The sequence below is a fragment of the Paraburkholderia acidisoli genome (assembly GCF_009789675.1).
Classification (GTDB): domain Bacteria; phylum Pseudomonadota; class Gammaproteobacteria; order Burkholderiales; family Burkholderiaceae; genus Paraburkholderia; species Paraburkholderia acidisoli.
This window is the reverse complement of sequence record NZ_CP046917.1, coordinates 143,474-169,944: the sequence shown is the minus strand read 5'-3', so window position 1 is coordinate 169,944 and position 26,471 is coordinate 143,474. Positions and strand designations below refer to the sequence as shown.

21 protein-coding genes and 3 pseudogenes are annotated in these 26,471 nt (G+C 61.6%); 14 read left to right on the top strand and 10 right to left on the bottom strand.

Annotated elements, in window-relative coordinates; all coding sequences use genetic code 11:
- The first annotated feature begins 143 nt into the window (after positions 1–143).
- The 5 genes from FAZ98_RS35205 to FAZ98_RS35185 all read left to right on the top strand — a co-directional run bounded on the left by FAZ98_RS35205 (position 144) and on the right by FAZ98_RS35185 (position 5,230).
- Positions 144–1,238 (top strand): enolase C-terminal domain-like protein, encoded by a 1,095-nt coding sequence (locus FAZ98_RS35205; protein WP_158959037.1) that lies wholly within the window; start codon positions 144–146, stop codon positions 1,236–1,238.
- A 46-nt stretch (positions 1,239–1,284) separates the two neighbouring features.
- The gene (locus FAZ98_RS35200; RefSeq protein ID WP_158959036.1) at positions 1,285–2,217 is read left to right on the top strand and encodes a hypothetical protein; all 933 of its coding nucleotides are present in this window, start codon (positions 1,285–1,287) and stop codon (positions 2,215–2,217) included.
- On the top strand, positions 2,214–2,900 hold the full coding sequence (locus FAZ98_RS35195; protein WP_158959034.1) for a gluconate 2-dehydrogenase subunit 3 family protein: 687 nt from the start codon (positions 2,214–2,216) through the stop codon (positions 2,898–2,900). Before FAZ98_RS35200 ends, FAZ98_RS35195 begins: the two co-directional genes overlap by 4 nt.
- 69 nt (positions 2,901–2,969) lie before the next feature.
- Positions 2,970–4,634, top strand: coding sequence for a GMC family oxidoreductase (locus FAZ98_RS35190; protein WP_158959032.1), 1,665 nt, complete (start codon positions 2,970–2,972; stop codon positions 4,632–4,634).
- Between the two features lie 29 nt (positions 4,635–4,663).
- A complete protein-coding gene (locus FAZ98_RS35185; protein WP_158959029.1) occupies positions 4,664–5,230 on the top strand; it encodes a pyridoxamine 5'-phosphate oxidase family protein in 567 nt (188 codons plus the stop codon).
- Between the two features lie 38 nt (positions 5,231–5,268).
- On the opposite strand, the gene FAZ98_RS35180 is transcribed toward FAZ98_RS35185, so the two are convergent.
- Positions 5,269–6,426 (bottom strand): Gfo/Idh/MocA family protein, encoded by a 1,158-nt coding sequence (locus tag FAZ98_RS35180; protein WP_158959027.1) that lies wholly within the window; start codon positions 6,424–6,426, stop codon positions 5,269–5,271.
- A gap of 175 nt (positions 6,427–6,601) precedes the next feature.
- Positions 6,602–6,874 (bottom strand): DUF1488 family protein, encoded by a 273-nt coding sequence (locus FAZ98_RS35175; RefSeq protein WP_158959025.1) that lies wholly within the window; start codon positions 6,872–6,874, stop codon positions 6,602–6,604.
- A gap of 777 nt (positions 6,875–7,651) precedes the next feature.
- Between FAZ98_RS35175 and FAZ98_RS35170 the strand changes: the two genes are divergently transcribed.
- Both FAZ98_RS35170 and FAZ98_RS35165 read left to right on the top strand, forming a co-directional pair.
- Positions 7,652–7,831 carry a hypothetical protein gene (locus tag FAZ98_RS35170; protein WP_158959023.1) on the top strand — a complete coding sequence of 60 codons (180 nt, stop codon included), beginning with the start codon at positions 7,652–7,654 and terminating at the stop codon, positions 7,829–7,831.
- 220 nt (positions 7,832–8,051) lie between these two features.
- A complete protein-coding gene (locus tag FAZ98_RS35165; RefSeq protein ID WP_158959021.1) occupies positions 8,052–8,726 on the top strand; it encodes an HAD family hydrolase in 675 nt (224 codons plus the stop codon).
- A gap of 27 nt (positions 8,727–8,753) precedes the next feature.
- Here FAZ98_RS35165 and FAZ98_RS35160 read toward each other — a convergent pair whose 3' ends face one another.
- The 5 genes and pseudogenes from FAZ98_RS35160 to FAZ98_RS35140 form a co-directional block, all read right to left on the bottom strand.
- Positions 8,754–8,909 carry a hypothetical protein gene (locus tag FAZ98_RS35160; RefSeq protein WP_158959019.1) on the bottom strand — a complete coding sequence of 52 codons (156 nt, stop codon included), beginning with the start codon at positions 8,907–8,909 and terminating at the stop codon, positions 8,754–8,756.
- Positions 8,890–9,536, bottom strand: a pseudogene (locus tag FAZ98_RS36140) (trehalase-like domain-containing protein); the annotation flags it as partial. The pseudogene FAZ98_RS36140 and the gene FAZ98_RS35160, both read right to left, overlap by 20 nt.
- Positions 9,533–10,759: a Gfo/Idh/MocA family protein gene (locus tag FAZ98_RS35150; protein WP_233273049.1), complete on the bottom strand. Its 1,227-nt coding sequence runs from the start codon at positions 10,757–10,759 to the stop codon at positions 9,533–9,535. The gene FAZ98_RS35150 and the pseudogene FAZ98_RS36140, both read right to left, overlap by 4 nt.
- A gap of 84 nt (positions 10,760–10,843) precedes the next feature.
- The gene (locus FAZ98_RS35145) at positions 10,844–11,515 is read right to left on the bottom strand and encodes a DUF1275 family protein (RefSeq protein WP_158959013.1); all 672 of its coding nucleotides are present in this window, start codon (positions 11,513–11,515) and stop codon (positions 10,844–10,846) included.
- Positions 11,516–11,603: 88 nt separating this feature from the next.
- Positions 11,604–14,249: an excinuclease ABC subunit UvrA gene (locus tag FAZ98_RS35140; protein WP_158959011.1), complete on the bottom strand. Its 2,646-nt coding sequence runs from the start codon at positions 14,247–14,249 to the stop codon at positions 11,604–11,606.
- Between the two features lie 339 nt (positions 14,250–14,588).
- Between FAZ98_RS35140 and FAZ98_RS35135 the strand changes: the two genes are divergently transcribed.
- Together FAZ98_RS35135 and FAZ98_RS35130 are read left to right on the top strand one after the other, a co-directional pair.
- Complete coding sequence (locus FAZ98_RS35135; RefSeq protein ID WP_158959079.1) at positions 14,589–15,620, top strand: flavodoxin family protein; 1,032 nt, start codon at positions 14,589–14,591, stop codon at positions 15,618–15,620.
- A gap of 33 nt (positions 15,621–15,653) precedes the next feature.
- On the top strand, positions 15,654–16,901 hold the full coding sequence (locus FAZ98_RS35130) for a phosphatidylserine decarboxylase family protein (RefSeq protein WP_158959009.1): 1,248 nt from the start codon (positions 15,654–15,656) through the stop codon (positions 16,899–16,901).
- An 84-nt stretch (positions 16,902–16,985) separates the two neighbouring features.
- Here FAZ98_RS35130 and FAZ98_RS35125 read toward each other — a convergent pair whose 3' ends face one another.
- On the bottom strand, positions 16,986–18,122 hold the full coding sequence (locus FAZ98_RS35125) for a glutathione-independent formaldehyde dehydrogenase (RefSeq protein WP_158959007.1): 1,137 nt from the start codon (positions 18,120–18,122) through the stop codon (positions 16,986–16,988).
- Between the two features lie 1,376 nt (positions 18,123–19,498).
- Between FAZ98_RS35125 and FAZ98_RS35120 the strand changes: the two are divergent.
- The 5 genes and pseudogenes from FAZ98_RS35120 to FAZ98_RS35915 form a co-directional block, all read left to right on the top strand.
- A pseudogene (locus FAZ98_RS35120) lies at positions 19,499–19,909 on the top strand (MEDS domain-containing protein); the annotation flags it as partial.
- A gap of 878 nt (positions 19,910–20,787) precedes the next feature.
- Positions 20,788–21,417 carry a hypothetical protein gene (locus FAZ98_RS35115; RefSeq protein ID WP_158959005.1) on the top strand — a complete coding sequence of 210 codons (630 nt, stop codon included), beginning with the start codon at positions 20,788–20,790 and terminating at the stop codon, positions 21,415–21,417.
- Between the two features lie 289 nt (positions 21,418–21,706).
- Entirely contained in the window at positions 21,707–22,105 is a 399-nt protein-coding gene (locus tag FAZ98_RS35110) for a DUF3564 family protein (protein WP_158959003.1), read from the top strand.
- Between the two features lie 81 nt (positions 22,106–22,186).
- A complete protein-coding gene (locus FAZ98_RS35105) occupies positions 22,187–22,429 on the top strand; it encodes a hypothetical protein (RefSeq protein WP_158959001.1) in 243 nt (80 codons plus the stop codon).
- 31 nt (positions 22,430–22,460) lie between these two features.
- A pseudogene (locus FAZ98_RS35915) lies at positions 22,461–22,550 on the top strand (NAD(P)-dependent dehydrogenase); the annotation flags it as partial.
- Between the two features lie 298 nt (positions 22,551–22,848).
- Here the strand turns inward: FAZ98_RS35915 and FAZ98_RS35095 are convergent.
- Positions 22,849–25,224, bottom strand: a complete 2,376-nt coding sequence (locus tag FAZ98_RS35095) for a hybrid sensor histidine kinase/response regulator (RefSeq protein ID WP_158958997.1) — start codon at positions 25,222–25,224, stop codon at positions 22,849–22,851.
- 447 nt (positions 25,225–25,671) lie between these two features.
- Complete coding sequence (locus tag FAZ98_RS35090; protein ID WP_158958995.1) at positions 25,672–26,385, bottom strand: DUF4396 domain-containing protein; 714 nt, start codon at positions 26,383–26,385, stop codon at positions 25,672–25,674.
- Positions 26,386–26,471: the final 86 nt, after the last annotated feature.

Below are 26,471 nucleotides of genomic sequence, written 5' to 3'. Positions count from 1 at the left end.
TCGGTTCACCTGCCGGATAAAGGCGCAGCGCAACCGGCACTCCCGACAAACGCCTTTCAAACGTAGGCCGGGTGCGGGCTTTGCGCTAAGGCCCTCGCCCGCGCTTATCCACGGGCCGTCATTGTCAAGATCATGCAAAGCCGATGAAGTCAGCCGAGATTCGCCGCGTCGAGGCACGCGCCTTCACCATCCCGACCGATCGCCCGGAAGCGGACGGCACGATCGCCTGGTCCTCCACGACGCTCGTGGTCGTCGAAATCGACGCGCTGGGTCACACCGGCATCGGTTATACGTACGCGCATTCGAGCGCCGTCGAGTTGATCCACGCAATGCTAGCCGACGAAACGCGCCGCCACGCCGCGCGTGACATCGGCCGCATCTCGCTTGCGCTCCAGCGCGTGGTACGCAATATCGGCCGGCCCGGCATCGCGTCCTGCGCGATCTCCGCGATCGATGCCGCACTGTGGGATCTGAAGGCAAAGACCTTCGACGTGCCACTCGCCGTTTTGCTGGGCATGCAGCGCGAGCGCGTGCGCGTCTATGGCAGCGGCGGCTTCACGACCTACGATCTCGCGACGCTCGAACGCCAGCTTCGCGAGTGGGTCGAGCGGGACGGCTGCCGCTGGGTCAAGATGAAAGTCGGCAGCGCGCCGCACGACGATCCGCGCCGTGTGGCGGCCGCGCGCAAGGCAATTGGCGATGCGGGTCTTTTCGTCGATGCGAACGGGGCCTACGACCTCAAGCAGGCACAAGCGCTGGCTGCTCAATTTGCCGCGCAGAAGGTGGAATGGTTCGAGGAGCCGCTTTCCTCCGACGACCGGCGCGGCCTTGCGGCCCTGCGCGCTACGTTACCTGCGGGCATGGCGCTCGCCGCGGGCGAATACGCATGGCATGCCGACGATCTGCGCGCGCTGCTGGAGTCGCATGCCGTCGACGTATTGCAGGCCGACGCGACGCGTTGCGGCGGCATCAGCGGCTTTCTCCAGGCAGACGCACTTTGCGATGCGTGGCACACACCGCTGTCCGCGCATTGCGCGCCCGCGCTGCATCTGCATGTGGCGTGCGCCGCGCGCCGGCTTGCGCATATCGAATGGTTTCACGATCACGCCCGCATCGAGTCGATGCTGTTCGACGGTGCGCCACGGGTCATCGACGGCGCGATCGCCCCCGATCTCACTCGCCCCGGCAACGGTCTGGCGTTGCGCGAAGCCGATGCGAAACGCTACGCCGTCGCCTGAGCACTTGCTCAACCCGCACTCACGCGCGACAGGGAGGAATTGCGATATGACGCACGCATCACGATTCGCGAGCGGTCTGGCCAGTGTCGCGGCCGGCGCCGCGCTGGCCGTTGTTGCCACGCGTTCGTTGCGCGAAGCGCGCCGCGCGCCGCCCATCGCGAAACATGTGGCCGCGGCGCGCGCGTTCAATCACGGCTCCGCATTGCTTGCGCTTTCCGTGCTGGCCGACAGCGCAATGGAGCACTATCGCGGCAGCTTCCAGAATCCGGCGATGTATGGAGCGCTCGCCAGCGCCACCGCAGCGCTTGGCGCCAGTTTGCACGGCGGCGCGGACCGCAGCGAAGCCTCGCATGCGGTGCGTCATGCCGTCCAGCTCGCTGCCGCTGCGACCGGCACAGCGGGCACTGCATTCCATCTTTACAACGTTCGCAAGCGTCCGGGCGGCTGGAGCTGGCACAACCTCTTTTATGGGGCGCCCGCCGGCGCTCCCTTCGCGTTACTGCTGTCCGGCGCGCTGGGCGCGATTGCCGAGCAGTTGCGCGACGAGCCCGAACACGACCCGCGCCTGTTCGGCATGCCCGCAGGCAAGACGCTCGCGCTCATCGCCGGAGCCGGGCTGCTTGGCACGGCCGCCGAAGCCGCGCTGCTGCATTTTCGCGGCGCGTACCAGCATCCGGCGATGTACGTGCCCGTGGTCGTCGCGCCAGCCGGAGCGGCGCTTCTGGTACACGCCGCGCTGGCCACGCCCGAGCCCGCGCGCCGGTTGCGCGGGTTCGCGCGGCTCTGGCTGCGCATCACCACCGCACTGGGATTCGCTGGCGCGGGCTTCCACGCGAACGGCGTGGCGCGCGCGCAGGGCGGCTGGCGCAACTGGTCGCAGAATCTGCTCGCCGGGCCGCCCTTGCCCGCGCCGCCCGCCTTCAGCGCCCTTGCCGTGGCGGGCCTCGCGGCGCTGCGCCTGCGCGAGACCGAGCAATGACGCGCCAACGCTTTCCCGGCTACGACGTGCTCGCCAAACGCGACACGCCTTCGTGGGACGCGCCCACGCGCGCCGTGATCGACGAACGCCTCGCCACGGCGAACACACCGCGATGGCTCGGCCCATCGGCATGGCGCGCGCTCGTCGCACTGTGCGAATGCATCGTGCCGCAAGACCGCGACGCCGAAGCCGTCGCCGCACAAGACGCCAATGGTGCGCGCTTCGTGCCCGTCGCGGCGCTTGTCGACGGCAAGCTGCTCGCCGATCACCGCGACGGCTTTCGCGACAGCCGCCTGCCGCCGTTGCGCGAAGCTTGGCGCATCGGCCTCGCGGCGCTCGACGCGGAGAGCGAGACGCGTCATCGCAAGCCGTTCGCCGATCTCGCGCGCGCGCAGCAACACGACCTCGTTTCGATGATGCAGCAAGGCGCGCTGCGCGCCCGCGCGTGGCACGGTATGCCCAGCGACGTGTTCTTCGCGAAACGCGCGGCCCACGACATCTGCGCGGCCTTCTACTCGCATCCCGCTTCGTGGAGCGCGCTGGGATTCGGCGGTCCCGCAAATCCCCGCGGCTATGTGCGGCTTGTCGAAGACCGGCGCGACCCATGGGAAGCGGCCGAAGCCCGCGACGACAGCGATGCGGCACAGCGCGCCGCGTGGCGCGCGAACACGCGGATGCGTTAACACCGCGCGCCTTGCTCCGCTCGAGATCAACCGCCGAAGATCAACGCCATCAACCTCATCCGACATCCCATGACGCCCCCTCATCACGATGTTCCGAGCGACGCCGAGCGCACGCCGCGCGGCAAATCCGGCCGCGCGCCCGACGTTTTCCGCCGGGGCGGCTGGGTGCCGATGCACGAATATCCGCTCGACGAAGCGGTGGATTTCGTCATCGTCGGAACAGGCGCGGGCGGCGCGACGCTCGCGTGCAAGCTCGCCGAAGCGGGCTTCAGCGTGGTGGCGTTCGATGCGGGCGCGTGGTGGCGGCCGCTCGAGGAATTCGCCTCCGACGAAACGCACCAGTCCAAGCTCTACTGGACCGACGAACGCCTCTGCGACGGCGACAATCCGCTCCAGCTCGGCAGCAATAACAGCGGCAAGGCCGTTGGTGGAAGCATGGTGCACTTTGCAATGGTTTCGCTGCGCTTTCGGCCGGAGTGGTTCAAGTCGCGCTCGCTGCTGGGCTACGGCGCAGACTGGCCGATCGACTGGCGCGAGATGTGGCGCTACTACGCCGAAGTCGAACAGGTGCTGGGCATCAGCGGGCCGGTGAATTATCCGTGGGGACCGAAACGGCCTCGCTATCCGTACCGCGCGCACGAAGTGAACGGCGCCGGGCTCGTGCTCGCGCGCGGCTGCGAAGCGCTCGGTATTCCGTGGTCGCCCACGCCGCTCGCCACGCTTTCCGCGCCGCGCGGCGACGCGCATCAGTGCGTCTATCGCGGCTTTTGCGTAGCGGGCTGCTCGACCAATGCCAAACAAAGCACGCTGGTCACGTGGATTCCGCGCGCGCTGCGCGCGGGCGCTGAGGTACGCGATCTCGCCATGGTCGGTCGCATCGAAACGGACAGCGCCGGTCGTGCGAGCGGCGTGCATTTTCATCGCGAAGGACGCTGGCAATTTCAGCGCGCACGCAACGTGGTCGTGGCGGGCTACGCGATCGAGACGCCGCGTTTGTTATTGAACTCCGCCAATACGCGTTATCCGGAAGGACTCGCGAATCGCTCCGGTCTTGTCGGTAAAAATTTGATGGTGCAGTTGAATCAGGCCGCGTGGGGCACGATGGAAAACGAAATCCGCTGGTACAAAGGACCGCCCTCGCTGGCGCTTACCGAACACTGGAACTACACGGATAGCGGCAAGGACTTTTTCGGCGGCTATTGCTATATGAGCCAGGGGCCCCTACCCGTGGTATGGGCGGGCACGCAGGCCGGGCGCGGTCTGTGGGGCGACGCGCTAGTGCGCGAAATGGCGAAGTACAACCATCAGGCGGGCCTCAAGATCGTGGGCGAGACCCTGCCGCAGGAACGCAATCGCGTCACGCTCGCCGACGAAAAGGACGCGTATGGCTTGCCCATTGCGCGCGTGACGTGGTCGATGGACGACAACGACCGCCGCATGGTGCGGCACGCGCTCGGTTTCATGCGCCGCGCGCTCGACGCGGCCGGTGCGTGCGACATCTGGACCCAGGACGAGGACACGTGCCATCTGAACGGCACGGCGCGCATGGGTTTCGACGCCGAGACGAGCGTGGTCGATGCGGATTGCCGAAGCTGGGACATTCCGAACTTGTGGATCTGCGACGGCTCGGTGTTTCCCACCGTTGGCGGCGTGAATCCTTCTCTGACGATTCAGGCCGTCGCATGCCGAACCGCCGACCGCATGCAGCAGCTTGCGGCACGCGGCGAGCTTTGAACGCGTGAAACGACACGCTGGAGAACTGCATGGCACTCGCGGAAACTTTTTCACATATCTGGGATTGCCTGCGCGACGCGACCCATGCGCAAAGTCCGCTCAACACCGTGCAACTCGCGACGCTAGGGCTGGACGGATCGCCGAATGTGCGCACGGTGTTGCTGCGTGAGGCGAACGAGCGAGCGAGCACACTGTGCATTCATACCGATATCCGCTCGATCAAGGTCGCCGAACTGAAAGCCGATCCCCGCGTGGCAATCGTCGCGATGGATGCGCATCGAGGTTTGCAAATCCGTACGCGCGGCATCGCGGGCGCTACGCCGGGAGATACGAACGCATGGCAATCGAGCGGTGACCGCAATCTCGTTCAGTATCGGACGACGTTACCGCCGGGCACGCCGGTCGATACGCCTCGCGATGCGCTTGCGGGCGCACGCGAAAAACGTGGACCCGCCGACGGACTCGAACATTTTTGCGTGGTGGCGGTGCGTCTCACGGAAATCGACTGGCTTGACCTCTCCGTAGGCGAGAAACCCGTTCGTGCCCGATATATCATGCGCGACGGCGCGTGGGACGGCACGTGGACCGTGCCTTGAGTTCCACGCGCGCCCATACTGTGCGCTGAACGCGACGCCTAGTTCTTCGGCACCTTATCGACGCCCTCGCCCGGATTGCTGGTCTTTACAAGCTCGGGCGATTTCACCGCCCGCAGCGTCTCTTTCTGCTTTTTCGTGTCGATACGCCGGCTGCGCGCGAAGGGTTCAAGCTTCACCGGGCCGCCGGTTTGCAGCGCCTTGACGATGCCTTCGAGTACGCGAACATCGGCATAACCTTCTTCAGCGTCGGGCTCCGGTTCGGTATTGTTGAGTATGCAGTCCGAGAAGTATTTCATCTCGCCGCCAAAGTGATCGGTGTTCTTGAATGAATGCGTTTGCTCGTCCTGTCCGATCGTTACGACTTGTTCGAGCGGCTTACCGTATGTGTAGCAGGGCTGCATGCCAATGCTGCCTTTCGTGCCCACGGCAAAAAAAAACTCGACTGCGTTCAGCGCATACGACACTGTGAATTGCGCGAGACGATCGCCGCGAAACCGCAACGTCACCGCAACCGTGTCGTCGAAATCGCCGAGACCCGCTTCGGGATGCCGCACGCCCACGGCCGACACGACTTCGATCGGTTCTGCTTCGAATACATAGCGCGCGGCGTTCAAAGGATACGGACCCATATCGAAGATCGGGCCGGCTTCCACGCCGTTCTTCGCGCGATGATTCGCCGGATCGACCTTCTGCACGAACGTCGAGGTGAATAGCTGAATTTCGCCGAGATCGCCCGAGCGAATGCGATCAATTGTATCGAGCGTGCCCGGTTCGAAGTGGAGACGATATGCGACCATCAGCTTCGCGGAAGACGCCTTCACCTCAGCCATGATCGCCTCGCATTGCTGCGTCGAAACTTCGAGTGGCTTTTCCACCAGCACGTGAATTCCCGCTTTCAAGGCGGGAATCACGAACTCAGCGTGACGCCAGTTAGGCGTGGCGAGATAGATCGCATCGATTTTTCCCGATGCGAGCATCTGGTCGAACTGATCGTAGCTATAGATATCGGTAACCTTGTACTGCTCGCTGACCTTGCGCGCTTTGTCGGCATCACCCGTTACGAGCGCGGCAATTTCGGAGTTGCCGGTATGGCCCACGCCCGGCATCATCGCTTCCTGCGATATGTCGCCCAGGCCGACGATTGCGTAGCGAATCTTTTTGGCCCTGCTCAGGCCCACTGCGGACAAAATGCTCATGGTTGCGCCTCGCTGAGATAGGGGCTACCCGCGGGGAAACGACGGGCAACTGGTCGGATCAGAGTACGACGCAACAGGTATGCCCGTTTCCCGGGTATGTATTGGGCTTCCTGGTACGGGGCGCAAGACTAGCGCAATCAATATCTCAAGTCCTGCGTTCACAGACAGAATCGCTTTACCCACTGCGGCGGAAGTCTGCGGGCTTCAGCAAGATTTTTGGACTCGCCGAAGCTCGCATCTTTCGCTCAGCAACTGCGCGAATCCGATTAAAGCCGTTGCCGAAAGCGATCAGCACGTGAGCTGGGTCGGCACCTTGCGGCAGCCAAAAACAGTCCTCGAGTGCCTGTATCGAAATGATGCAAAGCGCGGATGCCTCGCCCGCCGTAATACAAAACGCAACGCCACTGTTGTCTGACAAAACACGTGGCACCTCGCTAAGCTCTTCCATGACTGAACCCCTGTCAGTTAGCGGACTCGATCAATCGTGGCATCTGTGAAAAAAAATACGGTAGCGTTGCTGGCCTCAGGTTCGGCATAGAGCACAAAACCGTCAAGGTCGAATGACCAGAAAATGAGACCCGCACTCTCGACACAAACCTTGATGCAACGTATCGAATGGTCCGGGCTTCGTGCTGCCTATGGACTCAAGCACGTTGATTTTCGTCGCGGCTCCAATTCATGTCCCTCACAGCCGCAGGCGACCCCTCGAATATGATAACCAGAACGATGCGAAGTCACCCACATCGCGACGAATCGCTAGCGCGACTTTTCTGCGGAGCGAGTCCGATCCCGTCCTTATCATCGGACGAATCGCGCGAATCCAATGTGGATGCGACACTTCTCTTCAGGCGAAAGCGATCTTGTTAAACCGCCAGGGGCGACCCGCCTTAGGGACTCGTAAGAATGATTGATATCGTTTATCCCACGCTCAACTTACTCAGGCAGATTCGCTTGGGAAACGAAATCCAGTCTACAAAAATCGTTCGGCATCGGTCAATGACGCGGGATCACGCTTTGCTGAAAGGCAGCGGACGTCAAAATCCGGCGCGCTCACTTATTTGCCCCGTACTGCACAATCCGCAGCGTTTGAAACCCGAGTGTGATCCAGCTTCTCATCGATAACCGCCGCGCCGTGCAAAAGCATTTTTGATGCATTTGAGGAAGCCGCCGAAGACAACACGGACCAAGGTCGATGCCCGTCCAACGGACCTGCGAAGAGTTGGCTGTGTACACGATGATCGACGAAGAGCGTCTTTATCCAGCCGAGAAGATGGCATTCGAGAAAGGTCACTTGCTGGACGCCAAAGGAATTTATATGGGGCACTTTCTGGTCGTGGCGTTAATCGAGAAGCTCGTAAAATTCGAAGCTGGAGAATCGGGCGGAACCCGACATTCAAGGCATTGAGCGAGATGGTGCACCGTCACAGCGAGCAGAAAGAATCTGAGCTCCTTCCGAAACTGCGCTGCCCAGGTCGCATGCGGTTTTCACTGGCATTGGGATAAAAATGATGACGCGCCAGTGTGGACTTGAGGCGAAACTCTCGAAGAACATAGGTGACAACACCATGCGATTTTTTCGAATAATCTGGACGGACGAAGAATCGGAAACGCCAGGAGGCCAAAATATGATTAAAGCCGTTACTTTCGACGTCGACGGAACGTTGGTCGACTCGGTCGACTTCCACGCGCTCGCCTGGCATGAAGCGTTCAAGCACTTCGGCCACGACGTTACATTCGAACAGGCCCGCAGTCAGATTGGCAAGGGAGGCGATCAACTCCTTCCAACATTTCTCTCCGAAGAGGAAATCGCGGACCATGGCGAAGCGCTCGAACAGTGGCGCTCGAAGCGGTTCAAGTCCGCTTATCTGGCGAGCGTCCGTCCTTTTTGCGCAGTCCCGCTATTGCTGCAACGCGTGCGAGACGCGGGCCTCAAAGTCGCCGTTGCGTCCTCCGCCAAAGAGGATGAGCTACACACCTACCTCGACATTGCCGGCGTGACGAAACTGGTGGATATGACGAGTTCATCGTCCGATGCGGACAACTCCAAACCGGCGCCGGATATTTTCGAAGCCGTGCTCGCCAAGCTGAAACTGAAAGGCAGCGACGCGATAGCGGTCGGCGATGCGCCCTACGATGCGCAGGCTAGCGGAAAAGCTGGAATGGAATGCATCGGAATGCTAGCCGGCGGCTTTACCGAAGAGAGTCTGCGCGCCGCAGGATGCGTTGAGGTCTATCCCGGGCCAGCAGCTCTGTTCGCCCGTTTCGACGCATCGCCGATTGGTGCGTTCAAACAGCGCTAACGCGCGCTTCGATGCGTCGCTAACGAGTCAATGACTGAAGTTGTCGGTGTCGTCCGGCGACGCCAGTGTCGCCAACGCCTGAATGACCGCCAGATGCGTAAGTCCTTGCGGCAGATTACCCAGGTATTCGCAGGTCTGCGGATCCACCATCTCCGGATAAACGCCGATGATCGATGTCGCCAATTGACGGCACGACGAGCGGTTCGTCCTCGCCCGCGACGATCGCGAGGGTTTCGCGTTCTCCCTTACGCACGGTAACGTGGGCACGAAGCCCCGCGTCCGTGCGTTCTTCGATCACGACGCGCTCACCATGCAGAAAAAGCCCCAGCAAGCGGCCCGCATGAAAAACGTCCTGACTGCCGATACGCGAACCGTACGGGCTAACCGAATCGCCCCCTGCCGTCCGAACACAATTCGCACGTCGAAGCGCACGACGCCCTCGACGCCCTCGATACGCCGCGCGAGTTCCGCCCACGGCTGCCGACCCGCCGCGCCGCTATTGAGCGACTCGACCAGCGTCGCTTGCCCCAAAGACGTCGTGAAAACCGTCTCCAGCACATTGCTGTCTTCGCGGTAGCGGCGCTCGACCTCGAATGGAGCGGCCGGGGAGATCGCGTAATACCCGCCTCGCTGTGCATCGAGCAGACGGTCGAACAACGGCGGCGAGTCCATGCCCGGCACGCACCACCAGTCGATCGAACCGTCCGCGCCGCTCAAAGCCACTGAGCGGCCATCGCCCAGTACGCCATAGCCTGCCAGCGGTAGAAAGCCGTCGGCGTCGCGGCGGTTCGGTCGATGGCGCACACTCATGGTTTTGCGCTCGTGCCGTTATTATCGACGCGCACCGGCCGTCCCTCATGTGCCGAGCGATACAGCGCTTCCATCAGCAGATGATCACGCAAGCCTTCTTCGCCGGGCGTCGCAGGCGCCTGATCCTCACGCACGCATTGCGCGAAATGATCGATCTCCAGCGCGAACTGATCTTTGAATCCGAGGCGCCGCTCCTCGACCGCTTCAATGGCGCCCGCGCGCCGCGCCACGCGCATACGCTGACCGACATAGGCGAACGCATTCTCCAGATCGATCCAGCCGCCCTCAAGCCGGATGCGCATGTCCTTCGACTCGTGCGCACCGTAACTCGCGGCGCAATTGGCGATCACGCCGGAAGGAAAGCGCAGCATGAAACTCATGGTCTCCTCGACTTCGCGATACCGCTCGTCGCCTTCCGGATTAACGATCTGCGCATACACCTCGACCGGCTCCTCGCCCAGCAGGTGGCGCACGCCGTTAAGGCAATACAAGCCGATGTCGGGCAGCGCGCCGCCGCCCGACAGTGCGCCTTTGAGACGCCACTGTTCGCCCGATCCCTGCGCCTGCGCATTCACCGCCTCGATGAGACGCGGCTTGCCCAGTTCGCCCGACTGCACGATCCGCCTCGCCTCGCTGTTGAACACTTCGAACTGGCAGCGATACGCCACCATCAGCTTCACGCCCGCTTCCGCGCAAACGTCGATCATCCGGCGCGCTTCGTCGGCGGTGTTCGCCATCGGCTTCTCGCAGAGGACATGCTTGCCCGCGCGGGCGGCAGCGCTGACGTGCTCCAGATGCAATCCGTTGGGTGTGACGATATAAACGGCCTCGATGTCGGGGTTGTCGGCAAGGCGCGCCATGTCACCGTAACCGTACAACGCGTTCGTAGCGACGCCATACTGCTGCGCGACCGCGCGGGCCTTGCCGGAACTCCCGGAAATCAGGCCCGCAAGCCGCGCGTGTTTCGATTGCGCCAGGGCCGGCAGGATCTGCCCGAGCGCGAGTCGGCCCAACCCCGCCACGGCGATACCGACGCGTTGCTGCGGCGGTGCGGGCGCGGGCGGCGGTGGCTCAGGACGGTCCGCCTCGCCGCGCCAGTTTTCGAATACGACCGCGCCGTCCTGAACGGCGCCGAGATCGATTGACGCGGGCGGCTGCGAACTCCCCGGCACCGGCAACATGACGCCGTCTGGCGTGCCGGGACCGGTCGCGCCGAAGCGCACGTCGCCTGAATGACCTTGATGATCGGACATGATGTTCCTCCGAAGATGCGGGAAAGACGCGCACAACGATTGTCGACAACGGATCTACAACGACGATCGTGACGAATCCGCGGGCGGGTCGGCGCTCATGCGCGTCAACACCGCAGCCAGCGCTCCCGCGAAGGCAAACAGCACCAACGCGAAGAGCGCGCCCGAACCGAAATGCGAATCGAGCATTGCGCCGACAACCGCGCCCGCGAGCCATGCCGCCCAGCGTGCCATGCCCAGCGCGGCATCGCCGTAACGGCCCGCTGCCAGATGACGCCCCACCTTGATCAGCGCGCCGGTGATGAACGTAACGCCGCTCTGGTCGGCCCGCGTCTGATTGAGCGCACCCATGGCGGCGGCGATCAGCGAGGTCGCGCGAAGCGGCCAGTCGTCGCCCGCATACGGGATGGCGAAAGCAATCAGCAAGCCGGTGAGCATGAGCGCGATGGCGGCCCGCCACGCGCCCGCACGCTCGCCAATCCACGCAGCGAGCGTCGTGCCGGCGAGAAAGCTGACGACTACGCACAGCAGCGCGCCGACCTTATCCCACGCGCCTTGCAGCAACGCGGCGCTTATGCGTGTCGAATCTCCGGTCATATAGACCGCGAGCAGTTGTTTGCCGTGCATCATGACGAGCGCGTCGGTGTTGCCGGCCAACGCGATCAACGCGAGCACCGGCAGCGGCGAACTGCAAATACGGCACCAGAACGGCGCGCGGTGAGATGGCATCAAAGGCCCCGTGAGCAGGCGCGGCGCGCGCCAGCGACATGAATCCGAATGCAAGCGCGGTGCCTGGTTTTGACGTTTGGTCCGGGGATCAAGCCCGGGAAGCGAGTGCCGCGCGCAGGTAGCTCGCGGTCCGGCTCTGGGCCTGTCCTGCCACGGTTTCGGGCGCGCCCTCGGCCACGATCCTGCCGCCCGCGTCGCCCGCGCCCGGCCCCACGTCGATTACCCAGTCGCCCTGCGCCGCCACGCGCATGTCGTGTTCGACGAGGATGACCGTATTGCCGGCATCGGCAAGACCCTGCAACTGCGCCATCAAACGGTCGGTGTCGGCGGGATGCAGCCCCGTGGTCGGCTCGTCGAGGATATAGAGCGTGTCGCCGCGCTGCGCGCGCTGCAGTTCGGTGGCGAGCTTGATGCGTTGCGCCTCGCCGCCCGAGAGCTCGGTAGCCGGCTGCCCGAGCCGCAGATAACCGAGGCCGATTGCGCGAAGCACATCGAGCGAGCGCATCACCTGCGCTTCGCCCTCAAAGAACTCGCAGGCGCTATCCACGGTCATGGCGAGCACGTCGGCAATGGTGCGCTCACGCCAGCGGATTTCGAGCGTTTGTGGGTTGTAGCGGCTGCCGCGACAGGTCGAACACGGCGCATACACGCTCGGGAGAAACAATAATTCGACCATCACGAAGCCCTCGCCTTCGCAGGTCGGACAACGCCCTTGCGGTACGTTGAACGAAAAGCGGCCGGCGCCGTAACGGCGCTTGCGCGCAGCCGGCGTTTGTGCGAACAGCTCGCGCACGTGATCGAACAAGCCGCAATACGTGGCAAGATTGGAGCGCGGCGTGCGGCCAATCGGCTTTTGATCGACGCGCACCAGCCGTCGAATCTTCTCCATGCCTTCGACGATGCGCCCATCGGTGGTCGCGGGCGCCGCGGCGAATAGCGGATCGACGCCGTCTTCGTCGGGCGTTTCCGGCACGCGGCCGAGCCGCTCCGCCACGAGATCGGGCAGTGCCTGGCTGACGAGGCTTGATTTGCCCGAGCCCGAAATGCCAGTCACGACGCTCAGGCAGCCGAGCGGAAACGCAGCATTCAGTCCATGCAGGTTGTTGCGCGTCACGCCTTTCAGCCGCAGCCAGCCGCGTGGTTCGCGACGCGATACGGCCGCGTGCTTGCCGGGCGCGTCTTCGTCCGGGAAAAGATAGTCACGGGTATGCGAAGCCGCCACCTGCTTCAGGCCGTGCGGCGGACCGCTGTAGATCACGCGTCCGCCCGCCTCACCCGCATCCGGCCCGACATCGACGAGCCAGTCGGCCTGCCGCATCACACCCAGGTCGTGTTCGACGACAAACAGCGAATTGCCCGCCGCCTTCAAACGCTGTAGCGCTTCGAGCAGTGCGTCGCCGTCCGCGGGATGCAAGCCCGCCGAGGGTTCATCGAGCACGTACACCACGCCAAATAGCTGCGACGAAAGCTGCGTTGCAAGCCGCAGCCGTTGCAGTTCGCCCGAAGAGAGCGTCGGCGTCGCGCGGTCGAGCGACAGGTAGCCGAGCCCCAGATCAATCAGCGTCTCGAGCCGTTCGAGCAGTTCGACCGCGAGCCGCTGCGCCGCCACGCGCTTTCCCGCCGAGAGATTGGGCGTGCGGCGCACGTCGGGCGCGGCTTCGTGCGCGGAACCGCCGGCCGCAACGCGGCGCGCGGTGGCAGCGCGGCGTGCCTCCTGCGCCAGCGGTGCGCCGGCCTGGGTAACCGGTTCGGGCGTCCATTCGCCGCGCGAGACCGGCTCGAGCAAGCCCGGGAGCCGCGCAACCGGCAATTGCGAAAGCTCGCCGATATCGAGACCGGCAAACGTCACCGAAAGCGCTTCCGGTTTCAGGCGCTTGCCGTGGCACGTGGGGCAGTCGCTGCTCACCATGTACTGCGAGACGCGCTTTTTCATCAACGCGCTCTGCGTGCTCGCGAAGGTATGCAGTACATAACGGCGCGCGCCGGAGAAAGTGCCCTGATAGCTCGGCTCCGCCTTGCGCTTGAGCGCCGCGCGCGTTTCCCTCGGCGTGAAGCCGGCATAGACCGGTACGGTCGGCTGTTCGTCGGTGAAGAGGATCCAGTCGCGATCTTTTTTCGGCAAATCGCGCCATGGCGTATCGACGTCGTAGCCCAGCGTAACAAGGATGTCGCGCAGATTCTGGCCGTGCCACGCGGGCGGCCACGCGGCAATCGCGCGCTCACGGATCGTAAGCGAATCGTCCGGGACCATCGAGCGTTCGGTGGCATCGTACACGCGGCCAAGACCATGACAGGCCGGACAGGCACCCTGCACCGTGTTCGGCGAAAAATCCTCCGCATACAGCATCGGCTGCTTCGGCGGATACGAGCCAGTGCGCGAGTACATCAAGCGCACGAGGCTGGAAAGCGTGGTCACGCTGCCCACCGACGACCGCGCACTCGGCGCCCCGCGCTGCTGCTGCAAGGCGACCGCGGGTGGCAGGCCCTCGATGGCATCGACATCAGGTGCGCCCACCTGTTCGATCAAGCGCCGCGCATACGGTGCCACCGACTCAAAATAACGCCGCTGCGCCTCTGCGTACAGCGTGCCGAATGCAAGCGACGATTTCCCGGAACCGGATACACCGGTGAATACGACGAGCGCATCGCGCGGGACATCGACATCGACGCTTTTGAGATTGTGTTCGCGAGCGCCGCGCACCTGCACGAAGCCGGTTGGTGAAAAGGCTGGCATTGCGGGAGCGTCGGGGCCAGAGCCGGCCACCGGCGCGCGGTGCGGTTTCGTCATGGCGGCAAAAGTCAGACAAGGCGATAAAGCTTGGGATCCGCAAGAAACGCTCCCTTTCGCTGCATCGCAAGGTTCGGGCGCACGTTTCGCTGTTCCGCGTCCTGTTATTCGACCGGGCTTCTCGACGCATGAGCGGCATCGGCATTGTTGGTGTCGACGGGAATGTCGGTTGCGCGCTTGGCGGACGTTAATAATCCGTCGATGCGAGTCGTCATGAACCCGAGTTCGAAAATTTCAGCGGAATATCGGACGATCGAAGTCCGCAAAGGGCAAGTCACGGAAATGATGTCGCGCGAGGCGTTCCGCAAACGCTTCATGGCTCGCTTTTACGACCCGGCATTTCGCGCCGAAGATGAGGCGCTCGTGCGTCTCGAAGCATTGGCGTGGGACGCGTATTCCAATGCGCGTAAATCTCCGATCACGGAAAAAGCCGGCGCCGGATTCAAAGATCCCGATTACGAACTCTCGGTGGAATGGAAAGCGGCCAGCGACCGGATCAAAGCCGCTCAGGCAAGGCAGCAAAGCCCCGGCGCACCTTCGCGCGTCTTGATCGTCAACGCGTCTGCCCGCAATGACTACACGTGCCCCGGCGAAATGTCGAAAAGTTTCCGGCTCGGCAAGCTTGCGCAGGAAACGCTGGAACACAATGCATGCGAAGTCGATTTTCTCGATCTGTCACGCTTGAACTCCGATCACGATTTAAACATTCATCCGTGTAAGGGCTGCGTCTCCACGGCGATGCCGCTCTGCCACTGGCCGTGCAGTTGCTATCCGAACCATTCGCTCGGACTCGTCAATGACTGGATGAATGAGATCTACGAAAAATTCGCGGCCTGCCACGGCGTTATATTTGTCACGCCGGTGTACTGGTATCAGGTGCCGAGTCCGCTCAAGCTGCTAATGGATCGGCTCGTGTGCGCGGACGGCGGCAACCCGGACCCGACCTCCACGCACGGCAAAAAGCCCGACGAAGCGAAGCGGATCGAACTCGAAGGCTGGGACTATCCGAAACATCTCGCGGGTCGCGCCTACGGCCTGATCGTTCATGGCGACGTTGCGGGCATCGAAGGATCGCGCCGCGCCCTCAGCGACTGGCTGGACTGGATGGGCTTGATCGAATCTGGCGCGAAGTCGCGTCTTGATCGCTTTATCGGCTACTACGAGCCCTACGCCACGAGCCATACAACGCTCGATAACGACGACGACATGCAACGCGAAGTTGTCAACGTGGCGAAAGCGGTGGCGGCTTGCGTCACGCAGCTTCGACGCGGACACGAAGCGCCGGACGCAGCGCTGGAAGCCGTGCGCGCGAAGTGATAGGCAGGCAAACAAACACCGCAAGGAAGCCGCATGAGCGACGCCCAACCCAATCGCACCGAACGCCGCCGATTCGGCGAATGGCTGCCGCGCAACGAAGCCCATATGGCGCAGTATCGTCTCGAGATGGCGGCGCATGCGCGTGAACAGGCAAACGGCACGCTTCGCAACGCGGCCGTGCAAGAACTGGCCGCATTGGTGAAGGGCGATCCGGTGCTCAGGATGGACTTGACGCGAGCCATCATGCAGGCGCGGGACGCGGGCTATGTGCTCGGTTATTCGACCATTGACGAATTGATGTCGATCGTCGATTACTGCATGACCTATGCGCCGCCCTTTAGCGAAACCAGCCTGATTCATTGCCCATTGAATGCCGTGCTCGACTGGCCGATGTGCATGCCTTCAGGCTATGCGCTGTTCCGCGATCCGGCGCTCAATGCGCATATCAAACAGGTGTTGAACTGCTGGTGCGGCTTTCTGAGCGGACCGCATTCGCGCGAGCATCTGACTACCTCGTCGCCCGACGGCTGGTTTTCTTCCGAAGCTGATAAGCGTATCGGTCTATCGCAGTTCGTCTGCGATCCGGATAAACCGTACTGGGGATTCACCTCGTGGAACGATTTTTTCACACGCCGCTTTCGTAACGGGCAACGGCCAGTAGACGATCCCGGCGATCACAAGGTAATCGTGAGTGCGTGCGAGGCTGCGCCGTATAACCTTCAGCGCGACGTGCAATTGAACGACACTTTCTGGATCAAGTCGCAGCCGTATTCGCTGCTGGATATCTTCACGAGGCGTCACGCCGATGTCGCAAACGGATTTGCGGGCGGCTCGATCTATCAGGCTTTTCTTAGCGCGTTCAATTACCACCGCTGGCATGCGCCCGTGAGCGGCGTGATCACCCACGCCTACGCCGTCGACGGAACTTACTATTCGGATGCCGATACGGAGGGCGAAGACCCCGGCGGCCTCAACGACTCGCAAGGCTATATCACCGCCGTCGCTGCGCGAGCGGTGATCGTGATCGATTGCGACGATCGTTCCATCGGCAAAGTCGGCTGTGTTTTCGTGGGCATGGCCGATGTGTCGTCGTGCGTGATCGACGCGTTGCCCGGCCAGCACGTCGGTAAGGGCGACGAACTGGGCTTCTTTCAATATGGCGGCTCGACCTGCTGTCTCGTGTTCGAACGCGACGTGATCGACACCTTCGTTCCGCAACCGCCGTTCGACGACAACGCGCCGCCGGTCAAGGTGAATGCGCGAATCGCCAACGCGAGATAGACGCGCAGGAAAGGCCGCCGCGCGTGGCACGCGGCGGCCGATCACGCGCTCAGGTACGAGCGCGGTACAAGCTCGGGTACACGCTCAGGCAGCCGCCTTCAGCACAACCTTGGTCCAACCGTCGTCGCGCTTGTCGAAGTGCTCATAGCCTTCCGGTGCCTTTTCCAGCGGCAGTTCATGCGAAATGATCTGCGAAGGCTTCGCCTTTCCCGCTGCAATCAAATCGCGCAGCTTGCGGTTATACGCCTTGACGTTGGCCTGCCCCGTGGCGATATGCTGGCCCTTCATCCACAACTGCCCGAAGTCGAGCGCGAGCCTGCCCTCCTTCGCGAGCTTGTCGTCAGCCTTCGGGTCTTCGGCGACGAATACACCCACCACGCCAATGCCGCCCGTCGGACGCACGGCCTTAATGAGATTGTTCATCGTCGCATTCGGTACTTCGTGGCCCTTGCAACTGCACTGATAGCCGACGCATTCGCAGCCGCGATCCGCGCCCTCGCCGCCGGTCATTTCGAGTATCTGTTCCGCCGACGAGCCGTCGCTATCGTCGATCGGAATCGCGCCCAGCTTTTCCGCCAACGCAAGGCGATCGGGATGGCTGTCGACCACCATCACCTTGCTTGCGCCCTTGATCGACGCCGACATGGCCGCCATCAAACCCACCGGCCCCGCGCCATAGATCGCCACACTGTCGCCCGGTTCGACGCCCGCGAGCACCGTTGCGTGATAGCCGGTCGGGAAGATGTCGGACAGCATCACATAGTCGTTTTCTTTCTCTTCGGCGTCGGGCGGCAGCACGAGGCAATTGAAGTCGCCGAACGGCACGCGCAGATATTCCGCCTGGCCACCGCTATACGGCCCCATGCCCGCAAAGCCATACGCCGCGCCCGCCATGCCGGGATTCGCGGTGAGACAGAAACCGGTTAGCCCGCGTTCGCAATTCTTGCAGAAGCCGCAGCCGATATTGAACGGCAGGCACACGCGGTCGCCCACTTTAATGCGCTCCACACCGCCGCCCACTTCCATCACCACGCCCAGATTTTCGTGACCGAGTATCCGTCCCGTTTCCATGTTCGTGCGGCCTTCGTACATATGCAGATCCGAGCCGCAGATATTGGTCGTCGTGATCCTCACGAGCACGTCGGTCGGGCGTTCGATTTTCGCGTCCGGCATCTCTTTCACCACGACCTTGCGTGGCCCTTCATATACCAAGGCTTTCATGCTGAACTCCTGAGAACGAGAGGCGATTCGTCAGAGTGACGATCGTGACGCAAATCCCGCAGCACGCGTGCCTGTGTCGATGCCGCAGGTTGTCCAGGGTTATCCTCTATTTATGCGCCCGGCCACGGCTGTGGCACGTACAAAAATCGAGCCATATGGACGCGAGCAAAATTTCGGTACTCGTTAAAAAACGAAAATCGCGAGAGGATTTGATCAAGAAGGTGAAATGACTGCGTGATGCGCGGTTCGATTTTTTATTTGGCACATGATTTGCGCAACGGCCGGCAGAATCTGTCCGGAGGTTGATATGCGCTTCCTTTTTCAGTCATGCTGGATCAGCACCAGTGCAAGCATCGAAGACGGTCGCATCGTGGCGAACGCGCGTATTTTCACGCCTGCGGCTGATGGGTCATTCGAGGACGATGTCCATGATCTACGCTGTGACGAAAATTTCGTTGACGAAAATGAGGCGCTAACTTTCGTGCACGAGCGGGCAACGAGTTGGGTCGAAGAGAACTGCGTTACCTCGGCCGCCTAATCTCACACGTTTTGGAACGTACGTCTTTACGTCGTTCGCTGGTGGGGTATTGAGGCGCGCACACCGAGCGGAGCGCGGGATGCGTGGCGCGCTGGTTCCGGGCATCGTGTGAAATCGAGGTCATGTTTTCGATTGGCGAAAATGCCGCAGCGCTTGCCTAAGTGCTGCTGTCGCTCACGGGAACAAGCGCGGCGACTGAAAGGCTGGCCCAGCTTCGGTGCGCTCGGCTGTATCGGAGTTGGCGTCGTCGCCATATTCGCGCTCCGCGAAATCAGGTCGCTTATTGTCGGCGATGCCACGCATGCCGCGGTACGCATGTATTCGCTTTCCCTGCAGCGCGCCGGGCGTTCTTTGAATTGGAGCTGCGCGAGCATGCGGATCATTCTGTTTGACGCTCTCCCTCACACTAGCGCCGTGCGCATGAGCAACGCCACCGTGATGATGCCAAGAGAGCCGTCCACATGATGCTGGCTGCGCGACAAAGTGTGCGCGGCATCGCTGCAAAAACTCCGATGCGGCGACGTCGTCCAAAGTCCAGCGTCCAGAATGCCCGATCGCTGGCCACCGCGGCGATCGTGCAACCGAATCGAACGGCATCAACCAAAAATCTTCGGCATCCGTCTGCAGCATGTCGCCCCGGACAGTGCGGCCCCCCTGCCCGGCATTTCACCTGCATGACCGCCCGCGAGTTTGCGAATAGACTACGCAGATCCGCCGTCCATACCTCCGGGCCGCCGTCCGAGATGCATCAGAAAAGCAGGCGCCGAGGCGTTACCTGTGTACGTGCGCGCAGCAGCCGATGCCCCAAAGCGGGTAACGATCGCACCAGTGCGAAGCGTGCGGACAGTTCGAAGTCCTAACGTGGCCGCAAGCCTATCTGGACGAAGAGGGCCGGTTCGACAAGGACCGGACGCTCGCGCTGGTGGACGGGCTGTCGGCTGCCGGGCTCGAGAAAGGGTATTCCCAGCTTCGCATCATGGGCAACATGGACTGGGCATTCGGCGATACGCCGGGCGCGCCGGAACTCGTCATGTACGAGGCGAAAGTCAACGAGATTATCGAGCGCAATCGCCAGCACTCCGTTTGCGTCTACGACATGGCCAAGCTGTCGGGTGCCATGTTGATGGACGTGCTGCGCACCCATCCGCTCACACTCATCAATGGCATTGTGCAGGAGAATCCGTTTTTCATTCCGCCGTCGGAAATGATCCAGGAACTTCAGGCGCGCAAGGAACGTTCGGAAGTTTGAGTGCTTGATGCGCGCCGTGAAGCTCCGGTGCCCATGCCGATGAAAAAAGACCGATACGATAACCAGAACGGCGAAAGTGCCGAGAGCGCACTACGGGACCTGATGGGTCTGCTTGCGTTGCCGGCGTTGCGGGCCGGCAGCGACCACCATTGCTACTCTGCGGTGTCCCACGTGAGATCGCCCTTCAGGCGTGGTCAATGGCGCGCATAACCGTCCGATGCGTCGCATGGAACGGGAAGGGTTCTTACAAGCATCCCGAAAATATCTGACCCTGGATACTTTCTTCTAGCGGATAATGCAGGCGAGGCCACTGATCCAGAAGCTCAATCTCCTTTTAAGCACATGCCAAAGAAAAAGTTTTTAAAGGGCGACCGTGAAAAAAATCGTAAGGGCTTTATGCCAGTCCTGTGTGCGTCTGTTCCTTAACCCCCTGTACGACGTAACTCACCTCGTGACAGACAGTTCCGACAGAACGGTTGCATCGGGAGTGACGCCGTTTGTGTGCCCACAGTGCGCTGCGCGATGGGACAATACGCCATTGCCTCCACCATGGCATGTCTCGGCGTGGCAACTGGCGGGATTGCCCCCAGAACCGAATATGACTTTTTGATTTTCTCGCGCGGTGCCGGAGGAAGGCTAAACGCTCAAACGCTTTTCCTTGAAGACCGTTTGGCGTACACACGCCCGTTCTGGAGCCTGGTGCCACCGCACGTTTCAAATTTGCTTTCGAGGCTCGAACTGGCCTTGCTACCTTCAGCCATAACAGGGTCGCCCAACCGCCCCGCGGAGACACAGGCCAATGCGCCTTTCCCCGCGCAGAACGTTCAGTTGACGACTCTTGATGGCGCCTGCAGTTATCCGCAGTTTCCGGAGATGAAATGGACGACGACCGCCAAACCGACCTCACAAAAGCTTTTGAAGCACTCGCCGGTGAAATGCAGGCACGAGCCGGCAAAACCATCCCCGACGCGTTGCAGGCGCACCTGCACGCTTTTTTCATGGCCGGCGCGGAAGTCGCACTCACCAGGATCTTCAATCGCGACCCGGCCAATGGCTGGCGCATCGAAGATATCGTGGCGGCAAACGCGACAGGGTTTCTTATGTTGACGGACCTTCAGACCATGCACGCGAAAGCAGAGGCCAACGAACTGATCCTGCGTTCAAAAGGCAAGCCTGAGGGTTCGCTGCTGAAGGCACTACACTCAGAAGCTTGGAACCATCTGCTTGACGTTTCGCGTCGTATAGGTTTTTACGTCGGCAATCTGAACGCTTATCGCCGCGTCACAACGTTTCTACGGGAATCGGGCACCGTCACGGACGGTGAACCCATGCGAATTGCCTACGAACGTTTCAAGGACGACGTCCCTCGCAACGCCCAGCATGCCGAGCGCGAATGCCTGCATTACGTCGATTGTCTCGTGGGTCTGGGATTACTTGATGTCACGCAGCGGGAGGCGGCATCACAACAGCTGTTCAAAACGCTCGACGATGCTTTCGGCGCTGTCTAAGGTCTAGCGAAAAAAGCAGTCCGCCCGACAGATCAACCGGCGACCCCGCTGAAAAACCACGCCTCGCAAGGACGCCGATACAGGGACGGAACTATACGCGGTGTATTTGCAACGGCGATCTCCCAGCCCAGCATGTTTGCTTTCAAGAACGGCTGATCTGAACGCGCCCTGGTGGCGGACAATCGCCGCCTCTGAGGCGAATCTTTTGACAAATCAGTGGTTCCCATGCTTGGGGATGGCCGGCGGTTTGTCCTAAACTAGTCTGTCCCAGGCATCTATTTTTCAAATCATGCGTTTGACGATCTTGATCAATGGTCCCGATCCGACTGTCAACCATGACTATGCCTTATTGTGTCTCGACATGGATAAACTGCAATGGTCTCGCGAAGCGCATTCCGGCGTCGACCTGCCGGAATGGGGCGAGCTGGACACGTTCGGAGGGCGAATCGTCCTGACCGGCTCCTCGGAGCACGAAACACTTTGTATTTTGAACGGACTGCAGATTAGCCGCCGTGGCGAAATCAGCGATGCTGATGGCGTTGCGTTCATGAGCAATCCTTCTCAGCCGAGGACAACCTGGCACTGGCGCCTGCAGGCGGTGGATTGGACTAAAATCCGGGCAGAAAACGCGCTTTTTGGAGGCAAAGCGCAGGCGGGCCATCAGGAATTCCGTCACGTGCCGAGCTAATCCCGCACGCTCTGCGAGCCTGCCGATCCAACGGTTAGGCTTCAACATGCCTATGGAACCTTGTCGAAACCAGGAGCAATTATGAACGGCGACGCAATCTTCGTGAACGAGCACGAGTTCCGCGTCACCCTTGTGCTAACTGCAAGGGGTGGCTGGACCATGGATATCCTGCACGTCGACCACACTGGACGGGCAATAGCCGAACTGCGAACGTCGATCGACATCGAGTTCGCATCCGAAGCGGAAGCGCTGCGATACGCTAAGGTTGTTGCGACCGACATGGCGCAGCGACGAGGTGGCGGAGGTGCCTTGCCTGCTCACTAACTCTGGGACCCCGTCGTCCAATTCTGCATGCGTTGCACCGATATACGTGCTTCTAGCGTCACAGGAATCGAGCTTTGTCACTGGTGACGTCTATGGCGTTACGGGCGGTCGTCACTTACCTTGGCTCGGCGGCCTTCGCTCTCGCCCAAGGCAACGAAGGGCGATATGTAGTGATAAGGGAGAGCACACGCGGGCGGGCGAGTTGACCCTGCGGAAGTTCGAACTTGCCGCCGGAATACCTGCCTCGCCCACGCGTGGCGAACATGTGGGCACGGATCCGACAGAATCGCTGGCGTGCGCACGCACTTGCATCCGGACAAGACACGGGTAGTTGGGTGCTTGCCGACGAAATACCGTGGGTTTCGCAAGCGAGAATGCAAGTCGCGCAGGTTCTTGCATGGCTGGCTATCGTTGTCCACCTATGATCCGCAATGCGCTGTCCGCAGCGCGCTTTCGAGCTCGTTGACGGTGTAAGGTTTGCGCAGCATTCCGTGAGGAAACCCTTCCACCACGCCCTCTTCCAATGTCTCTCCCGACGCAAATACAATATACAGGTCGGGCTGAAACGCACGAGCGTGTCGTGCCAATTCGATGCCCGACAGGCCAGGAAGATTCAGATCAGTCAGCAGGACATCAAATCGGCCAGCCTTGAGATTTTCCATCGCCTCCGCAGCATCCAGCGCCCTTTGTGCTTGATGACCGAGCATCTGAAGAATCTCGCTGACGGCTTCCAGAGAAGCAGCATCATCTTCGACGACAAGGACACGCAACGGCCCCGCAGACAGCTCGGCGGTAGTGGCTCGCGCGGTAGCCGTACTATCCGGGACCGCGTGGATGGCCTCTCCCGGCGTGCCGAGAATATGGCGCAGCTTGTGCGCAAGTTCTTCCCGGCTATACGGTTTTCCCAGAAGTTCGACGCCTGGGTCCAGGCGCCCCCCATGAACGATTGCATTCTGGGTGTAACCTGATGTGAACAGTACCTTCAGATGCGGTAGCAAAGTGGCGGCCTGGCGGGCCATGTCCGGGCTTCGCAAGGTACCCGGCATCACGACGTCGGTGAATAGCACATCAACGTGAACGCCGCTCCGGATGACGGCGAGCGCCTGCTCCGCGTCGTCAGCCTTGAGCACCGAGTAGCCCAGTCCCGTGAGCATGTCGACGACAGTGGACTGAACCCTTGTATCATCCTCGACGACCAGAATGGTTTCCTTACCTCCTCTCATTACGTGATGAGGTCTCGCCTGTGGATCAACTGCGGCCTCCATCGACCTTGGCAGATAGATCCGGATGGTCGTGCCGTGTCCCACTTCACTATAGATCCGGATGTGTCCGCCGCTCTGTTTGACGAATCCGTACGCCATACTGAGCCCGAGGCCTGTGCCCTGCCCTTCCGGTTTGGTGGTAAAGAACGGGTCAAAGGCGCGCTCGACGACATCGGCTGGCATGCCGGTTCCGGTGTCGGTCACCCCCAGCATCACGTACTGTCCCGCCGGCACATCCGGGAAAGGACGCACGTAGCGATCGTCCAGCACCGCGTTGGCCAGATCAATGGTAAGGCGCCCGCCCTCAGGCATCGCGTCTCGCGCGTTGATTGCCAGGTTCAGCAGTACGTTCTCAAGCTGGTGAAGATCGACCAGTGTGTTCCACAGGCCGGCGGCCACAACTGTCTCGACATTGATCGTCTCACCAAGCGCGCGGGCCAGCATGTTATCAATCTCTCGCACCATGGCAGCCAGGTTGACTACAACTGGACGCAACGCCTGCCGCCGGCCAAAGGCGAGCAACTGGGACGCCAGTCTCGCGCCCCGCTCGACAGCATCGATGGCATGCGCAAGTCGCTCGCTGCTCCAGGCGTCACGGTGATGCCTGTTTTCGAGCAGTTCGAGATTACCTCGTAACACCTGCAGGACGTTGTTGAAGTCATGCGCCACACCTCCCGTCAGCTTGCCGATCGCCTCCATTTTCTGCGCCTGGAACAATGCTGCCTGCGTCTTTTCCAGAAGCTCAGCCGCCTCGCGCCGTTCGGTTATGTCACGTGTAATTTTCGCGAACCCGACCAGCTTTCCATCGTCGTCGTGAATTGCGTCGAGTATGACGTGCGCCCAGAAGGTTGTCCCGTCCCGACGCACCCGACGGCCCTCCGCTTCAAACCGGCCTTCGCGGGCCGCAATGTCCAGACCGCGCTGCGGCAGGCCCGTGGCGGCATCCTCCGGCGTATAAAACCGTGAGAAATGCGAGCCGATGATCTCGTCCGCGGTGTAACCCTTGATTCGCCGGGCACCGCTGTTCCAGTTCGTCACGAACCCCTCGGGCGAGAGCATGAAGATTGCATAGTCCGTCACTCCCTGCACGAGCAGCCGGAAACGTTGCTCGCTCTCGAGCGCGGCTTCATGCGCCCGCCGGTTCTCGCTTACGTCGCGCACCACCTGAACCGCACCTTCGAATCGGCCGCCATCGTCGCCCAATGCGCTGGTAAGCACGCTCGCCCAGAAGGTGGTGCCATCTTTCCTGCGGCGCCACCCCTGCCAGTCATGGCGTCCGGACTGACGGACAGTATCCAGCACCGAATCGGGGATACAGTCACGGCAGTCGTCATCGGTATACAAAACGGAAAAATGCTGACCGAGGATCTCTTCAGGCTGGTAACCCTCGATACGGACGCCACCCTCGTTCCAGCTGGCCACCATGCCGTCGGGAGTCATCCGGAACATGGAATAGTCCGCGCTCGACTGGACCCACCGTCGGGTCCAGTCGAGCGCATCGCCTTGCACGTTCTTAGGTTCTGGAATGCTCATCGGTCTGGTGCCTCGTGTCGCAAACGGAGCGCGGAACACCATCCGCCGTCGGGTGGAGTTCTTCTCCCCTACCGCGCAGGCCGCTTTGCGTGACGTTCCATTCTATCAGCGCAACGCAGCATGAACGCGGATGGAAGTCTGAGTGCCAGTCGGAACCCGAGGGCGGCGAAATATGGCCGGCCATTGTCGATGGGTGACGAACCGGACACCCTCGAGACGCTGCGGCTGTCATTCACACCGCGCGGGCGGGACGTGCATTCCGCCGTAGACGGCACTCATGCCAGGAACAGGCGCGCTCCGGAGAGCGGACGCGCTACCGGCGGTCAAAGGCGGTACCCTGTACCTCGGGCGTCGTCACGCGTCCTTACGTCTGCTTTACCCGTGCGCACATGACGTGTATCTCCTCGCACCACGCCGGGTTGCGCGGCACCATTGGTGACCGGTTGCTCACATTTCCTCTTTGACTCCGAGACGTACCAGCCACCAGTTCACCGGATAGCTGGTTGCAAACCCGGCCATCATCGCAATCTGCATCGCAAACCAGAATTCCGGACTGGCCACGCTGGCAATCCCGCCGTACACACGCCTGAACCAGAGAAACTGGATCGCGGCCATCAGTCCGTACATGCCAAGCTGCCATGCCGTAATCGATGCGATATCGGCCTTGATCGCAGCGCGCAGCGCCTGGAGTGGCGACAGATCACGCATCGGCTTGATGCTGCCGTACTGGAACAGGATGCCGAAAAGGAAAGCGACAAGGAAATCCGGAATCCAGACGGCGAAGGTCTTTTCCGCAAAAAAGCCGTGCCACCCGAACCAGACGGCGATTGCCGGGAAGACGAAGGCAGCCCACTCGACGACGATATCGGCAAGTGCACAACCGGCACCGCAATGGCTTGTTCCCTTCATCACCGCGGCGGCGAAAGGCTGCTCAACGTTCGCCACTTCGCTGTCTGGAACATTGCGGCCCCAGAGGTAATATGCGGCGAGCCATAATAGCGAGCCGAACAGCGCGGTGAGCGGCCAGACGGCATTCATCACCCACATCTTTTGTGGATAGCGGACCTCGTCGATTACGATGATCGCGGCGCAGACAAGCGCCAGCACAATCGATGCAGTCGACACGACGTGGAGCCAGGGCGGAAAGGTACCGTAGGTCATTGTCGGGTTCATCTCTCTTTATATGTCGCCGCCATTGCTATGCCATCGTCAACTGCCTGTACGTCGCGCCGCCTGCACGCGATGTC